Annotated in this window: 13 protein-coding genes and 1 other annotated feature (1 of these 14 running past the window's edge); of the genes, 8 read left to right on the top strand and 5 right to left on the bottom strand. The window is 51.9% G+C overall.

Going from position 1 to position 15,233, the window contains the following annotated elements; translation table 11 throughout:
• Positions 1–38 (top strand) — a sequence feature (Thr leader region); it begins 82 nt to the left of the window's first position.
• A gap of 25 nt (positions 39–63) precedes the next feature.
• The 4 genes from thrA to K0778_RS16070 all read left to right on the top strand — a co-directional run bounded on the left by thrA (position 64) and on the right by K0778_RS16070 (position 5,257).
• Positions 64–2,526 carry a bifunctional aspartate kinase/homoserine dehydrogenase I gene (thrA, locus tag K0778_RS16055; RefSeq protein WP_001264699.1) on the top strand — a complete coding sequence of 821 codons (2,463 nt, stop codon included), beginning with the start codon at positions 64–66 and terminating at the stop codon, positions 2,524–2,526.
• A 1-nt stretch (position 2,527) separates the two neighbouring features.
• Positions 2,528–3,460, top strand: coding sequence for a homoserine kinase (thrB, locus tag K0778_RS16060; protein ID WP_000241648.1), 933 nt, complete (start codon positions 2,528–2,530; stop codon positions 3,458–3,460).
• Positions 3,461–4,747 carry a threonine synthase gene (gene thrC / locus K0778_RS16065; protein WP_000781063.1) on the top strand — a complete coding sequence of 429 codons (1,287 nt, stop codon included), beginning with the start codon at positions 3,461–3,463 and terminating at the stop codon, positions 4,745–4,747.
• 213 nt (positions 4,748–4,960) lie between these two features.
• A complete protein-coding gene (locus tag K0778_RS16070) occupies positions 4,961–5,257 on the top strand; it encodes a DUF2502 domain-containing protein (protein ID WP_000738721.1) in 297 nt (98 codons plus the stop codon).
• A gap of 152 nt (positions 5,258–5,409) precedes the next feature.
• Here the strand turns inward: K0778_RS16070 and yaaA are convergent, their stop codons facing one another.
• Both yaaA and K0778_RS16080 read right to left on the bottom strand, forming a co-directional pair.
• Complete coding sequence (gene yaaA / locus K0778_RS16075) at positions 5,410–6,186, bottom strand: peroxide stress protein YaaA (RefSeq protein WP_000906203.1); 777 nt, start codon at positions 6,184–6,186, stop codon at positions 5,410–5,412.
• Positions 6,187–6,255: 69 nt separating this feature from the next.
• On the bottom strand, positions 6,256–7,686 hold the full coding sequence (locus K0778_RS16080) for a sodium:alanine symporter family protein (protein ID WP_001112563.1): 1,431 nt from the start codon (positions 7,684–7,686) through the stop codon (positions 6,256–6,258).
• A 278-nt stretch (positions 7,687–7,964) separates the two neighbouring features.
• Between K0778_RS16080 and tal the strand changes: the two genes are divergently transcribed.
• Entirely contained in the window at positions 7,965–8,918 is a 954-nt protein-coding gene (gene tal, locus K0778_RS16085; protein ID WP_000130189.1) for a transaldolase, read from the top strand.
• A 114-nt stretch (positions 8,919–9,032) separates the two neighbouring features.
• Positions 9,033–9,620 carry a molybdopterin adenylyltransferase gene (gene mog / locus K0778_RS16090; RefSeq protein ID WP_001094682.1) on the top strand — a complete coding sequence of 196 codons (588 nt, stop codon included), beginning with the start codon at positions 9,033–9,035 and terminating at the stop codon, positions 9,618–9,620.
• A 34-nt stretch (positions 9,621–9,654) separates the two neighbouring features.
• Here mog and satP read toward each other — a convergent pair whose 3' ends face one another.
• The 3 genes from satP to K0778_RS16105 form a co-directional block, all read right to left on the bottom strand.
• Positions 9,655–10,221 (bottom strand): acetate uptake transporter, encoded by a 567-nt coding sequence (satP, locus tag K0778_RS16095; RefSeq protein WP_000528538.1) that lies wholly within the window; start codon positions 10,219–10,221, stop codon positions 9,655–9,657.
• A 148-nt stretch (positions 10,222–10,369) separates the two neighbouring features.
• Positions 10,370–11,083 (bottom strand): acidic protein MsyB, encoded by a 714-nt coding sequence (msyB, locus tag K0778_RS16100; RefSeq protein ID WP_001102383.1) that lies wholly within the window; start codon positions 11,081–11,083, stop codon positions 10,370–10,372.
• A 25-nt stretch (positions 11,084–11,108) separates the two neighbouring features.
• Complete coding sequence (locus K0778_RS16105; protein WP_000843568.1) at positions 11,109–11,513, bottom strand: DUF2541 family protein; 405 nt, start codon at positions 11,511–11,513, stop codon at positions 11,109–11,111.
• A gap of 376 nt (positions 11,514–11,889) precedes the next feature.
• Here K0778_RS16105 and dnaK point away from each other — a divergent pair, with 376 nt between their 5' ends.
• Positions 11,890–13,806, top strand: a complete 1,917-nt coding sequence (gene dnaK, locus K0778_RS16110) for a molecular chaperone DnaK (RefSeq protein ID WP_000516135.1) — start codon at positions 11,890–11,892, stop codon at positions 13,804–13,806.
• Between the two features lie 88 nt (positions 13,807–13,894).
• Positions 13,895–15,025 (top strand): molecular chaperone DnaJ, encoded by a 1,131-nt coding sequence (gene dnaJ / locus K0778_RS16115; protein ID WP_001118464.1) that lies wholly within the window; start codon positions 13,895–13,897, stop codon positions 15,023–15,025.
• Positions 15,026–15,233 lie beyond the last annotated feature (208 nt).

The raw sequence follows: 15,233 nt of genomic DNA on the forward strand, positions 1-15,233 counted from the left end.
GAAAAAAGCCCGCACCTGACAGTGCGGGCTTTTTTTTCGACCAAAGGTAACGAGGTAACAACCATGCGAGTGTTGAAGTTCGGCGGTACATCAGTGGCAAATGCAGAACGTTTTCTGCGGGTTGCCGATATTCTGGAAAGCAATGCCAGGCAGGGGCAGGTGGCCACCGTCCTCTCTGCCCCCGCCAAAATCACCAACCACCTGGTGGCGATGATTGAAAAAACCATTAGCGGCCAGGATGCTTTACCCAATATCAGCGATGCCGAACGTATTTTTGCCGAACTTTTGACGGGACTCGCCGCCGCCCAGCCGGGATTCCCGCTGGCGCAATTGAAAACTTTCGTCGACCAGGAATTTGCCCAAATAAAACATGTCCTGCATGGCATTAGTTTGTTAGGGCAGTGCCCGGATAGCATTAACGCTGCGCTGATTTGCCGTGGCGAGAAAATGTCGATCGCCATTATGGCCGGCGTGTTAGAAGCGCGTGGTCACAACGTTACCGTTATCGATCCGGTCGAAAAACTACTGGCAGTGGGGCATTACCTCGAATCTACCGTCGATATTGCTGAGTCCACCCGCCGTATTGCGGCAAGTCGTATTCCGGCTGATCACATGGTGCTGATGGCAGGCTTCACCGCCGGTAATGAAAAAGGCGAACTGGTGGTACTTGGACGCAACGGTTCCGACTACTCCGCGGCGGTGCTGGCTGCCTGTTTACGCGCCGATTGTTGCGAGATTTGGACGGACGTTGACGGGGTCTATACCTGCGACCCGCGTCAGGTGCCCGATGCGAGGTTGTTGAAGTCGATGTCCTACCAGGAAGCGATGGAGCTTTCCTACTTCGGCGCTAAAGTTCTTCACCCCCGCACCATTACCCCCATCGCCCAGTTCCAGATCCCTTGCCTGATTAAAAATACCGGAAATCCTCAAGCACCAGGTACGCTCATTGGTGCCAGTCGTGATGAAGACGAATTACCGGTCAAGGGCATTTCCAATCTGAATAACATGGCAATGTTCAGCGTTTCCGGCCCGGGGATGAAAGGAATGGTCGGCATGGCGGCGCGCGTCTTTGCCGCGATGTCACGCGCCCGTATTTCCGTGGTGCTGATTACGCAATCATCTTCCGAATACAGTATCAGTTTCTGCGTTCCGCAAAGCGACTGTGTGCGGGCTGAACGGGCAATGCAGGAAGAGTTCTACCTGGAACTGAAAGAAGGCTTACTGGAGCCGCTGGCGGTGACGGAACGGCTGGCCATTATCTCGGTGGTAGGTGATGGTATGCGTACCTTGCGTGGGATCTCGGCGAAATTCTTTGCCGCGCTGGCCCGCGCCAATATCAACATTGTCGCTATTGCTCAGGGATCTTCTGAACGCTCAATCTCTGTCGTGGTAAATAACGATGATGCGACCACTGGCGTGCGCGTTACTCATCAGATGCTGTTCAATACCGATCAGGTTATCGAAGTGTTTGTGATTGGCGTCGGTGGCGTTGGCGGTGCGCTGCTGGAGCAACTGAAGCGTCAACAAAGCTGGCTGAAGAATAAACATATCGACTTACGTGTCTGCGGTGTTGCCAACTCGAAGGCACTGCTCACCAATGTGCATGGCCTAAATCTGGAAAACTGGCAGGAAGAACTGGCGCAAGCCAAAGAGCCGTTTAATCTCGGGCGCTTAATTCGCCTCGTGAAAGAATATCATCTGCTGAACCCGGTCATTGTTGACTGCACCTCCAGCCAGGCAGTGGCGGATCAATATGCCGACTTCCTGCGCGAAGGTTTCCACGTTGTCACGCCGAACAAAAAGGCCAACACCTCGTCGATGGATTACTACCATCTGTTGCGTCATGCGGCGGAAAAATCGCGGCGGAAATTCCTCTATGACACCAACGTTGGGGCTGGATTACCGGTTATTGAAAACCTGCAAAATCTGCTCAATGCTGGTGATGAATTGATGAAGTTCTCCGGCATTCTTTCAGGATCGCTTTCTTATATCTTCGGCAAGTTAGACGAAGGCATGAGTTTCTCCGAGGCGACCACGCTGGCACGGGAAATGGGTTATACCGAACCGGATCCGCGAGATGATCTTTCTGGTATGGATGTGGCGCGTAAACTATTGATTCTCGCCCGTGAAACGGGACGTGAACTGGAGCTGGCGGATATTGAAATTGAACCTGTGCTGCCCGCAGAGTTTAACGCCGAGGGTGATGTTGCCGCTTTTATGGCGAATCTGTCACAGCTCGACGATCGCTTTGCCGCGCGCGTGGCGAAGGCCCGTGATGAAGGAAAAGTTTTGCGCTATGTTGGCAATATTGATGAAGATGGCGTCTGTCGCGTGAAGATTGCCGAAGTGGATGGTAATGATCCGCTGTTCAAAGTGAAAAATGGCGAAAACGCCCTGGCCTTCTATAGCCACTATTATCAGCCGCTGCCGTTGGTGCTGCGCGGATATGGTGCGGGCAATGACGTTACCGCTGCTGGTGTCTTTGCCGATCTGCTGCGTACCCTCTCATGGAAGTTAGGAGTCTGACATGGTTAAAGTTTATGCCCCGGCTTCCAGTGCCAATATGAGCGTCGGGTTTGATGTGCTCGGGGCGGCGGTGACACCCGTTGATGGTGCATTGCTCGGAGATGTAGTTACGGTTGAGGCGGCAGAGATATTCAGTCTCAACAACCTCGGGCGCTTTGCCGATAAGCTGCCGTCAGAACCACGGGAAAATATCGTTTATCAGTGCTGGGAGCGTTTTTGCCAGGAGCTTGGCAAGCAAATTCCAGTGGCGATGACTCTGGAAAAGAATATGCCGATCGGTTCGGGCTTAGGCTCCAGCGCCTGTTCGGTGGTCGCGGCGCTGATGGCGATGAATGAACACTGCGGCAAGCCGCTTAATGACACTCGTTTGCTGGCTTTGATGGGCGAGCTGGAAGGACGTATCTCCGGCAGCATTCATTACGACAACGTGGCACCGTGTTTTCTAGGTGGTATGCAGTTGATGATCGAAGAAAACGACATCATCAGCCAGCAAGTGCCTGGGTTTGATGAGTGGCTGTGGGTGCTGGCGTATCCGGGGATTAAAGTCTCGACGGCAGAAGCCCGGGCTATTTTACCGGCGCAGTATCGCCGCCAGGATTGCATTGCGCACGGGCGACATCTGGCAGGCTTCATTCACGCCTGCTATTCCCGTCAGCCTGAGCTTGCCGCGAAGCTGATGAAAGATGTTATCGCTGAACCCTACCGTGAACGATTACTGCCAGGCTTCCGGCAGGCGCGGCAGGCGGTCGCGGAAATCGGCGCGGTAGCGAGCGGTATCTCCGGCTCCGGCCCGACCTTGTTCGCTCTGTGTGACAAGCCGGATACCGCCCAGCGCGTTGCCGACTGGTTGGGTAAGAACTACCTGCAAAATCAGGAAGGTTTTGTTCATATTTGCCGGCTGGATACGGCGGGCGCACGAGTACTGGAAAACTAAATGAAACTCTACAATCTGAAAGATCACAACGAGCAGGTCAGCTTTGCGCAAGCCGTAACCCAGGGGTTGGGCAAAAATCAGGGGCTGTTTTTTCCGCATGACCTGCCGGAATTCAGCCTGACTGAAATTGATGAGATGCTGAAGCTGGATTTTGTCACCCGCAGTGCGAAGATCCTCTCGGCGTTTATTGGTGATGAAATCCCGCAGGAAATCCTGGAAGAGCGCGTGCGCGCGGCGTTTGCCTTCCCGGCTCCGGTCGCCAATGTTGAAAGCGATGTCGGTTGTCTGGAATTGTTCCACGGGCCAACGCTGGCATTTAAAGATTTCGGCGGTCGCTTTATGGCACAAATGCTGACCCATATTGCGGGTGATAAGCCAGTGACCATTCTGACCGCGACCTCCGGTGATACCGGAGCGGCAGTGGCTCATGCTTTCTACGGTTTGCCGAATGTGAAAGTGGTTATCCTCTATCCACGAGGCAAAATCAGTCCACTGCAAGAAAAACTGTTCTGTACATTGGGCGGCAATATCGAAACTGTTGCCATCGACGGCGATTTCGATGCCTGTCAGGCGCTGGTGAAGCAGGCGTTTGATGATGAAGAACTGAAAGTGGCGCTGGGGTTAAACTCAGCTAACTCGATTAACATCAGCCGTTTGCTGGCGCAGATTTGCTACTACTTTGAAGCTGTTGCGCAGCTGCCGCAGGAGGCGCGCAACCAGCTGGTTGTTTCGGTACCAAGCGGAAACTTCGGCGATTTGACGGCGGGTCTGCTGGCGAAGTCACTCGGTCTGCCGGTGAAACGTTTTATTGCTGCGACCAACGTGAACGATACCGTGCCACGTTTCCTGCACGACGGTCAGTGGTCCCCCAAAGCGACTCAGGCGACGTTATCCAACGCGATGGACGTGAGTCAGCCGAACAACTGGCCGCGTGTGGAAGAGTTGTTCCGCCGCAAAATCTGGCAACTGAAAGAGCTGGGTTATGCAGCCGTGGATGATGAAACCACGCAACAGACAATGCGTGAGTTAAAAGAACTGGGCTACACCTCGGAGCCGCACGCTGCCGTAGCGTATCGTGCGCTGCGTGACCAGTTGAATCCAGGCGAATATGGCTTGTTCCTCGGCACCGCGCATCCGGCGAAATTTAAAGAGAGCGTGGAAGCGATTCTCGGTGAAACGTTGGATCTGCCAAAAGAGCTGGCAGAACGTGCTGATTTACCCTTGCTTTCACATAATCTGCCCGCCGATTTTGCTGCGTTGCGTAAATTGATGATGAATCATCAGTAACATCTATTCATTATCTCAATCAGGCCGGGTTTGCTTTTATGCAGCCCGGCTTTTTTGTGAAGAAAATATGGAGAGAAACGACAGGGAAAAAGGAGAAATTCTCAATAAATGCGGTAACTTAGAGATTAGGATTGCGGAGAATAACAACCGCCGTTCTCATCGCGTAATCTCCGGATATCGACCCATAACGGGCAATGATAAAAGGAGTAACCTGTGAAAAAGATGCAATCTATCGTACTCGCACTTTCCCTGGTTCTGGTCGCTCCCATGGCAGCGCAGGCTGCGGAAATTACGTTAGTCCCGTCAGTAAAATTACAGATAGGCGATCGTGATAATCGCGGTTATTACTGGGATGGCGGTCACTGGCGCGACCACGGCTGGTGGAAACAACATTATGAATGGCGAGGCAATCGCTGGCACCCACACGGACCGCCGCCACCGCCGCGTCACCATAAGAAAGCTCATCATGATCATCACGGCGGTCATGGTCCAGGCAAACATCACCGCTAAATGACAAATGCCGGGTAACAATCCGGCATTCAGCGCCTGATGCGACGCTGGCGCGTCTTATCAGGCCTACGTGAATTCTGCAATATATTGAATCTGCATGCTTTTGTAGGCCGGATAAGGCGTTCACGCCGCATCCGGCATTGACTGCAAACTTAACGCTGCTCGTAGCGTTTAAACACCAGTTCGCCATTGCTGGAGGAAGCTTCATCAAAGAAGTAACCTTCGCTATTAAAACCAGTCAGTTGCTCTGGTTTGGTCAGCCGATTTTCAATAATAAAACGACTCATCAGACCGCGTGCTTTCTTAGCGTAGAAGCTGATTATCTTAAATTTGCCGTTCTTCTCATCGAGGAACACCGGCTTGATAATCTCGGCATTCAATTTCTTCGGCTTCACCGATTTAAAATACTCATCTGACGCCAGATTAATCACCACATTATCGCCTTGTGCTGCGAGCGCCTCGTTCAGCTTGTTGGTGATGATATCTCCCCAGAATTGATACAGATCTTTCCCTCGGGCATTCTCAAGACGGATCCCCATTTCCAGACGATAAGGCTGCATTAAATCGAGCGGGCGCAGTACGCCATACAAGCCGGAAAGCATTCGCAAATGCTGTTGGGCAAAATCGAAATCGTCTTCGCTGAAGGTTTCGGCCTGCAAGCCGGTGTAGACATCACCTTTAAACGCCAGAATCGCCTGGCGGGCATTCTCCGGCGTGAAATCTGGCTGCCAGTCATGAAAGCGAGCGGCGTTGATACCCGCCAGTTTGTCGCTGATGCGCATCAGCGTGCTAATCTGCGGAGGCGTCAGTTTCCGCGCTTCATGGATCAACTGCTGGGAATTGTCTAACAGCTCCGGCAGCGTATAGCGCGTGGTGGTCAACGGGCTTTGGTAATCAAGCGTTTTCGCAGGTGAAATAAGAATCAGCATATCCAGTCCTTGCAGGAAATTTATGCCGACTTTAGCAAAAAAAGAGAATGAGTTGATCGATAGTTGTGATTACTCCTGCGAAACATCATCCCACGCGTCCGGAGAAAGCTGGCGGCCGATATCCGGATAACGCAACGGATCAAACACCGGGCGCACGCCGAGTTTACGCTGGCGTAGATAATCACTGGCAATGGTATGAACCACAGGCGAGAGCAGTAAAATGGCGGTCAAATTGGTAATAGCCATGCAGGCCATTATGATATCTGCCAGTTGCCACATCAGCGGAAGACTTAGCAAGGTGCCGCCGATGACCGTTGCGAAGGTGCAGATCCGCAAACACCAGATCGCTTTAGGGTTGTTCAGGCGTAAAAAGAAGAGATTGTTTTCGGCGTAAATGTAGTTGGCAACGATGGAGCTGAAGGCAAACAGAATAACCACGAGGGTAACAAACTCAGCACCCCAGGAACCCATTAGCACCCGCATCGCCTTCTGGATAAGCTGAATACCTTCCAGCGGCATGTAGGTTGTGCCGTTACCCGCCAGTAATATCAGCATGGCGCTTGCCGTACAGATGACCAGGGTGTCGATAAAAATGCCAATCATCTGGACAATCCCTTGCGCTGCCGGATGCGGAGGCCAGGACGCCGCTGCCGCTGCCGCGTTTGGCGTCGACCCCATTCCCGCCTCATTGGAAAACATACTGCGCTGAAAACCGTTAGTAATCGCCTGGCTTAAGGTATATCCCGCCGCGCCGCCTGCCGCTTCCTGCCAGCCAAAAGCACTCTCAAAAATAGACCAAATGACGTGGGGAAGTTGCCCGATATTCATTACGCAAATCACCAGGCTGGTCAGTACCCAGATTATCGCCATCAACGGGACAAACCCCTGCATGAGCCGGGCGACGCCATGAAGACCGCGAGTGATCGCCAGCAGAGCAAAGACAGCGAGAATAATACCTGTCACCAGCGGGGGAAAATCAAAAGAAAAACTCAGGGCTCGCGCAACGGCGTTCGCCTGAATTCCGCTGAAAATTATGCCGTAGGCGATGAGCAAAAAGACGGCGAACAGAACGCCCATCCAGCGCATCCCCAGCCCGCGCGCCATATACCATGCCGGTCCGCCACGAAACTGCCCATTGGCATCACGTTCTTTATAAAGCTGTGCGAGGGAACATTCGGCAAACGAGGTCGCCATGCCGATAAACGCGGCAACCCACATCCAGAAGACGGCTCCAGGTCCACCGGCGGTAATTGCCAGCGCAACGCCGGCCAGGTTGCCGCTACCCACGCGCGCCGCAAGACTGGTACACAATGACTGAAATGAGGTTAAACCGCCTGGCTGTGGATGAATGCTATTTTTAAGACTTTTGCCAAACTGGCGGATGTAGCGAAACTGCACAAATCCGGTGCGAAAAGTGAACCAACAACCTGCGCCGAAGAGCAGGTAAATCATTACCGATCCCCAAAGGACGCTGTTAATAAAGGAGAAAAAATCTGGCATGCATATCCCTCTTATTGCCGGTCGCGATGACTTTCCTGTGTAAACGTTACCAATTGTTTAAGAAGTATATACGCTACGAGGTACTTGATAACTTCTGCGTAGCATACATGAGGTTTTGTATAAAAATGGCGGGCGATATCAACGCAGTGTCAGAAATCCGAAACAGTCTCGCCTGGCGATAACCGTCTTGTCGGCGGTTGCGCTGACGTTGCGTCGTGATATCATCAGGGCAGACCGGTTACATCCCCCTAACAAGCTGTTTAAAGAGAAATACTATCATGACGGACAAATTGACCTCCCTTCGTCAGTACACCACCGTAGTGGCCGACACTGGGGACATCGCGGCAATGAAGCTGTATCAACCGCAGGATGCCACAACCAACCCTTCTCTCATTCTTAACGCAGCGCAGATTCCGGAATACCGTAAGTTGATTGATGATGCTGTCGCCTGGGCGAAACAGCAGAGCAACGATCGCGCGCAGCAGATCGTGGACGCGACCGACAAACTGGCAGTAAATATTGGTCTGGAAATCCTGAAACTGGTTCCGGGCCGTATCTCAACTGAAGTTGATGCGCGTCTTTCCTATGACACCGAAGCGTCAATTGCGAAAGCAAAACGCCTGATCAAACTCTACAACGATGCTGGTATTAGCAACGATCGTATTCTGATCAAACTGGCTTCTACCTGGCAGGGTATCCGTGCTGCAGAACAGCTGGAAAAAGAAGGCATCAACTGTAACCTGACCCTGCTGTTCTCCTTCGCTCAGGCTCGTGCTTGTGCGGAAGCGGGCGTGTTCCTGATCTCGCCGTTTGTTGGCCGTATTCTTGACTGGTACAAAGCGAATACCGATAAGAAAGAGTACGCTCCGGCAGAAGATCCGGGCGTGGTTTCTGTATCTGAAATCTACCAGTACTACAAAGAGCACGGTTATGAAACCGTGGTTATGGGCGCAAGCTTCCGTAACATCGGCGAAATTCTGGAACTGGCAGGCTGCGACCGTCTTACCATCGCACCTACACTGCTGAAAGAGCTGGCTGAGAGCGAAGGGGCTATCGAACGTAAACTGTCTTACACCGGCGAAGTGAAAGCGCGTCCGGCGCGTATCACTGAGTCCGAGTTCCTGTGGCAGCACAACCAGGATCCAATGGCAGTAGATAAACTGGCGGAAGGTATCCGTAAGTTTGCTATTGACCAGGAAAAACTGGAAAAAATGATCGGCGATCTGCTGTAATCATTCTTAGCGTGACCGGGAAGTCGGTCACGCTACCTCTTCTGAAGCCTGTCTGTCACTCCCTTCGCAGTGTATCATTCTGTTTAACGAGACTGTTTAAACGGAAAAATCTTGATGAATACTTTACGTATTGGCTTAGTTTCCATCTCTGATCGCGCATCCAGCGGCGTTTATCAGGATAAAGGCATCCCTGCGCTGGAAGAATGGCTGACATCGGCGCTAACCACGCCGTTTGAACTGGAAACCCGCTTAATCCCCGATGAGCAGGCGATCATCGAGCAAACGTTGTGTGAGCTAGTGGATGAAATGAGTTGCCATCTGGTGCTCACCACGGGCGGAACTGGCCCGGCGCGTCGTGACGTAACGCCCGATGCGACGCTGGCAGTAGCGGACCGCGAGATGCCTGGCTTTGGTGAACAGATGCGCCAGATAAGCCTGCATTTTGTACCAACTGCGATCCTTTCGCGTCAGGTTGGTGTGATTCGCAAACAGGCGCTGATCCTTAACTTACCCGGTCAGCCGAAGTCTATTAAAGAGACGCTGGAAGGTGTGAAGGACGCTGCGGGTAACGTTGTGGTACACGGTATTTTTGCCAGCGTACCGTACTGCATTCAGTTGCTGGAAGGGCCATACGTTGAAACGGCACCAGAAGTGGTTGCTGCATTCAGACCGAAGAGTGCAAGACGCGACGTTAGCGAATAAAAAGATCCCCCCGAGCGGGGGGATCTCAAAACAATTAGTGGGATTCACCAATCGGCAGAACGGTGCGACCAAACTGCTCGTTCAGTACTTCACCCATCGCCAGATAGATTGCACTGGCACCACAGATCAGACCAATCCAGCCGGCAAAGTGGATGATTGCGGCGTTACCGGCAATGTTACCGATCGCCAGCAGGGCAAACAGCACAGTCAGGCTAAAGAAAACGAATTGCAGAACGCGTGCGCCTTTCAGCGTGCCGAAGAACATAAACAGCGTAAATACGCCCCACAGACCCAGGTAGACACCAAGGAACTGTGCATTTGGCGCATCGGTCAGACCCAGTTTCGGCATCAGCAGAATCGCAACCAACGTCAGCCAGAAAGAACCGTAAGAGGTGAATGCGGTTAAACCGAAAGTGTTGCCTTTTTTGTACTCCAGCAGACCGGCAAAAATTTGCGCGATGCCGCCGTAGAAAATGCCCATGGCAAGAATAATACCGTCCAGAGCGAAATAACCCACGTTGTGCAGGTTAAGCAGAATGGTGGTCATGCCGAAGCCCATCAGGCCCAGCGGTGCCGGATTAGCCAACTTAGTGTTGCCCATAATTCCTCAAAAATCATCATCGAATGAATGGTGAAATAATTTCCCTGAATAACAGTAGTGTTTTCAGGGCGCGGCATAATAATCAGCCAGTGGGGCAGTGTCTACGATCTTTTGAGGGGAAAATGAAAATTTTCCCCGGTTTACGGTGTCAGACCTGAGTGGCGCTAACCATCCGGCGCAGGCAGGCGATTTGCAGTACGGCTGGAATTGTCACGCGATAGGCACTGCCGCTGACCGCTTTAACCCCATTTAATGCTGCGCCCACAGGGCCTCCCAGACCCGCGCCGCGCAGCAAACCATGCCCAAGCACGCTCATTGCTGCGTGGGTGCGTAAAATGCGGGTCAATTGGCTGGAAAGCAAATGCGACACGCCTTTTGCCAATAATTTGTCTTTCATCAGCAGCGGCAGCAGCTCTTCCAGCTCATTCACCCTGGCATCGACCGCGTGCAGAAACTCCTGCTTATGTTCCTCGTCCATATTCTTCCAGGTGTTACGCAGAAATTGTTCCAGTAACTGTTGCTCAATCTCAAACGTAGACATCTCTTTGTCGGCTTTCAGCTTCAATCGTTTTGAAACATCGAGCAAAATGGCCCGATACAATTTACCGTGTCCGCGCAGTTTGTTGGCGATACTATCGCCACCAAAATGCTGTAATTCTCCAGCAATCAGCTGCCAGTTGCGGCGATGTTGCTCGGGATGCCCTTCCATCGATTTAAACAGTTCGTTGCGCATCAGTACGCTGGAGAGGCGAGTTTTGCCTTTTTCATTATGGGTGAGCAATCGGGCGAAATTTGCCAACTGTTCCTCACTACAATGCTGAAGAAAATCCAGATCTGAATCATTCAGGTAATTAACATTCATTTTTTGTGGTTTCTATATTCTGGCGTTAGTCGTCGCCGATAATTTTCAGCGTGGCCATATCCGATGAGTTCACCGTATGACCGGAAAAGGTGATTTTTGAGACGCAGCGTTTATTGTCGTTATCACTGTTAATGTTGATCCAGTCAGTGGTTTGCCCTTCTTTTATTTCTGAAGGAATATTCAGACTCTGACTGGCGCTACGGGCGGCTTTGAAATAAACCGATGCACCGCTTAACTGTAAATCGCCATGGTCGGCAGAGAGTTGTATGCGTTTCACAATGCGACAAACAGGAAGTTTCAGCGCCAGATCGTTGGTTTCGTTACGCGGCATTGCAATGACGCCGAGGAGTTTATGGTCGTTTGCCTGCGCCGTGCAGCACAGCATCAGGCTAATCGCCAGGCTGGCGGAAATCGTAAAAACGGATTTCATAAGGATTCTCTTAGTGGGAAGAGGTAGAGGGATGAATACCCACTAGTTTACTGCTGATAAAGAGAAGGTTCAGGTACGTAATCTTTTCTTTTTATTACAATTTTTTGATGAATGCCTTGGCTGCGATTCATTCTTTATCTGAATAAAATTGCTGTCAATTTTACGTCTTGTCCTGCCATATCGCGAAATTTCTGCGCAAAAGCACAAAAAATTTTTGCATCTCCCCCTTGATGACGTGGGTTACGACCCCATTTAGTAGTCAACCGCAGTGAGTGAGTCTGCAAAAAAATGAAATTGGGCAGTTGAAACCAGACGTTTCGCCCCTATTACAGACTCACAACCACATGATGACCGAATATATAGTGGAGACGTTTAGATGGGTAAAATAATTGGTATCGACCTGGGTACTACCAACTCTTGTGTAGCGATTATGGATGGCACCACTCCTCGTGTGCTGGAGAACGCCGAAGGCGATCGCACCACGCCTTCTATCATTGCCTATACCCAGGATGGTGAAACTCTGGTTGGTCAGCCGGCTAAACGTCAGGCAGTGACGAACCCGCAAAACACCCTGTTTGCGATTAAACGCCTGATTGGCCGCCGCTTCCAGGACGAAGAAGTACAGCGTGATGTTTCCATCATGCCGTTCAAAATTATTGCTGCTGATAACGGCGACGCATGGGTCGAAGTTAAAGGCCAGAAAATGGCACCGCCGCAGATCTCTGCTGAAGTGCTGAAAAAAATGAAGAAAACCGCTGAAGATTACCTGGGTGAACCGGTAACTGAAGCTGTTATCACCGTACCGGCATACTTTAACGATGCTCAGCGTCAGGCAACCAAAGACGCAGGCCGTATCGCTGGTCTGGAAGTAAAACGTATCATCAACGAACCGACCGCAGCTGCGCTGGCTTACGGTCTGGACAAAGGTACTGGCAACCGTACTATCGCGGTTTATGACCTGGGTGGTGGTACTTTCGATATTTCTATTATCGAAATCGACGAAGTTGACGGCGAAAAAACCTTCGAAGTTCTGGCAACCAACGGTGATACCCACCTGGGTGGTGAAGACTTCGACAGCCGTCTGATCAACTACCTGGTTGAAGAATTCAAGAAAGATCAGGGCATTGACCTGCGCAACGATCCGCTGGCAATGCAGCGCCTGAAAGAAGCGGCAGAAAAAGCGAAAATCGAACTGTCTTCCGCTCAGCAGACCGACGTTAACCTGCCGTACATCACTGCAGATGCGACCGGTCCGAAACACATGAACATCAAAGTGACTCGTGCGAAACTGGAAAGCCTGGTTGAAGATCTGGTAAACCGTTCCATTGAGCCGCTGAAAGTTGCACTGCAGGACGCTGGCCTGTCCGTATCTGATATCGACGACGTTATCCTCGTTGGTGGTCAGACTCGTATGCCAATGGTTCAGAAGAAAGTTGCTGAGTTCTTTGGTAAAGAGCCGCGTAAAGACGTTAACCCGGACGAAGCTGTAGCAATCGGTGCTGCTGTTCAGGGTGGTGTTCTGACTGGTGACGTGAAAGACGTACTGCTGCTGGACGTTACCCCGCTGTCTCTGGGTATCGAAACCATGGGCGGTGTGATGACGACGCTGATCGCGAAAAACACCACTATCCCGACCAAGCACAGCCAGGTGTTCTCTACCGCTGAAGACAACCAGTCTGCGGTAACCATCCATGTGCTGCAGGGTGAACGTAAACGTGCGGCTGATAACAAATCTCTGGGTCAGTTCAACCTGGATGGTATCAACCCGGCACCGCGCGGCATGCCGCAGATCGAAGTTACCTTCGATATCGATGCTGACGGTATCCTGCACGTTTCCGCGAAAGATAAAAACAGCGGTAAAGAGCAGAAGATCACCATCAAGGCTTCTTCTGGTCTGAACGAAGATGAAATCCAGAAAATGGTACGCGACGCAGAAGCTAACGCCGAAGCTGACCGTAAGTTTGAAGAGCTGGTACAGACTCGCAACCAGGGCGACCATCTGCTGCACAGCACCCGTAAGCAGGTTGAAGAAGCAGGCGACAAACTGCCGGCTGACGACAAAACTGCTATCGAGTCTGCACTGACTGCACTGGAAACTGCTCTGAAAGGTGAAGACAAAGCCGCTATCGAAGCGAAAATGCAGGAACTGGCACAGGTTTCCCAGAAACTGATGGAAATCGCCCAGCAGCAACATGCCCAGCAGCAGACTGCCGGTGCTGATGCTTCTGCAAACAACGCGAAAGATGACGATGTTGTCGACGCTGAATTTGAAGAAGTCAAAGACAAAAAATAATCGCCCTATAAACGGGTAATTATACTGACACGGGCGAAGGGGAATTTCCTCTCCGCCCGTGCATTCATCTAGGGGCAATTTAAAAAAGATGGCTAAGCAAGATTATTACGAGATTTTAGGCGTTTCCAAAACAGCGGAAGAGCGTGAAATCAAAAAGGCCTACAAACGCCTGGCCATGAAATACCACCCGGACCGTAACCAGGGTGACAAAGAGGCCGAGGCGAAATTTAAAGAGATCAAGGAAGCTTATGAAGTTCTGACCGACTCGCAAAAACGTGCGGCATACGATCAGTATGGTCATGCTGCGTTTGAGCAAGGTGGTATGGGCGGCGGCGGTTTTGGCGGCGGCGCAGACTTCAGCGATATTTTTGGTGACGTTTTCGGCGATATTTTTGGCGGCGGACGTGGTCGTCAACGTGCGGCGCGCGGTGCTGATTTACGCTATAACATGGAGCTCACCCTCGAAGAAGCTGTACGTGGCGTGACCAAAGAGATCCGCATTCCGACTCTGGAAGAGTGTGACGTTTGCCACGGTAGCGGTGCAAAACCAGGTACACAGCCGCAGACCTGTCCGACCTGTCATGGTTCTGGTCAGGTGCAGATGCGTCAGGGATTCTTCGCTGTACAGCAGACCTGTCCACACTGTCAGGGCCGCGGTACGCTGATCAAAGATCCGTGCAACAAATGTCATGGTCATGGTCGTGTTGAGCGCAGCAAAACGCTGTCCGTTAAAATCCCGGCAGGAGTGGACACTGGAGACCGCATCCGTCTTGCGGGCGAAGGTGAAGCGGGCGAGCATGGCGCACCGGCAGGCGATCTGTACGTTCAGGTTCAGGTTAAACAGCACCCGATTTTCGAGCGTGAAGGCAACAACCTGTATTGCGAAGTCCCGATCAACTTCGCTATGGCGGCGCTGGGTGGCGAAATCGAAGTACCGACCCTTGATGGTCGCGTCAAACTGAAAGTGCCTGGCGAAACCCAGACCGGTAAGCTTTTCCGTATGCGCGGTAAAGGCGTCAAGTCTGTCCGCGGTGGCGCACAGGGTGATTTGCTGTGCCGCGTTGTCGTCGAAACACCGGTAGGCCTGAACGAGAAGCAGAAACAGCTGCTGCAAGAGCTGCAAGAAAGCTTCGGTGGCCCAACCGGCGAGCACAACAGCCCGCGCTCAAAGAGCTTCTTTGATGGTGTGAAGAAGTTTTTTGACGACCTGACCCGCTAACCTCCCCAAAAGCCTGCCCGTGGGCAGGCCTGGGTAAAACCAGGGTGCGTTGAAGATATGCGAGCACCTGAAAAGTGGCGGGGATCACTCCCATAAGCGCTAACTTAAGGGTTGAACCATCTGAAGAATGCGACGCCTCGGTGCCTCGTTAAGACGATGCCTCGCGTTCTTCAATTGCGTTTTGTAGGCTGTCAGGGATACTGTCCCA

The sequence above is a fragment of the Escherichia sp. XD33 genome, from assembly GCF_019375075.1.
GTDB classification, from domain to species: Bacteria; Pseudomonadota; Gammaproteobacteria; order Enterobacterales; family Enterobacteriaceae; genus Enterobacter; species Enterobacter flexneri_A.

Bases quoted from the DNA above. Each gene is read 5' to 3' on its own strand.
- dnaJ (WP_001118464.1), top strand. From the start codon at position 13,895: ATGGCTAAGCAAGATTATTACGAGATTTTAGGCGTTTCCAAAACAGCG.
- thrA (WP_001264699.1), top strand. From the start codon at position 64: ATGCGAGTGTTGAAGTTCGGCGGTACATCAGTGGCAAATGCAGAACGT.
- msyB (WP_001102383.1), bottom strand. From the start codon at position 11,083: ATGAATGTTAATTACCTGAATGATTCAGATCTGGATTTTCTTCAGCAT.
- K0778_RS16080 (WP_001112563.1), bottom strand. From the start codon at position 7,686: ATGCCAGATTTTTTCTCCTTTATTAACAGCGTCCTTTGGGGATCGGTA.
- tal (WP_000130189.1), top strand. From the start codon at position 7,965: ATGACGGACAAATTGACCTCCCTTCGTCAGTACACCACCGTAGTGGCC.
- K0778_RS16105 (WP_000843568.1), bottom strand. From the start codon at position 11,513: ATGAAATCCGTTTTTACGATTTCCGCCAGCCTGGCGATTAGCCTGATG.
- thrC (WP_000781063.1), top strand. From the start codon at position 3,461: ATGAAACTCTACAATCTGAAAGATCACAACGAGCAGGTCAGCTTTGCG.
- thrB (WP_000241648.1), top strand. From the start codon at position 2,528: ATGGTTAAAGTTTATGCCCCGGCTTCCAGTGCCAATATGAGCGTCGGG.
- yaaA (WP_000906203.1), bottom strand. From the start codon at position 6,186: ATGCTGATTCTTATTTCACCTGCGAAAACGCTTGATTACCAAAGCCCG.
- mog (WP_001094682.1), top strand. From the start codon at position 9,033: ATGAATACTTTACGTATTGGCTTAGTTTCCATCTCTGATCGCGCATCC.
- satP (WP_000528538.1), bottom strand. From the start codon at position 10,221: ATGGGCAACACTAAGTTGGCTAATCCGGCACCGCTGGGCCTGATGGGC.
- dnaK (WP_000516135.1), top strand. From the start codon at position 11,890: ATGGGTAAAATAATTGGTATCGACCTGGGTACTACCAACTCTTGTGTA.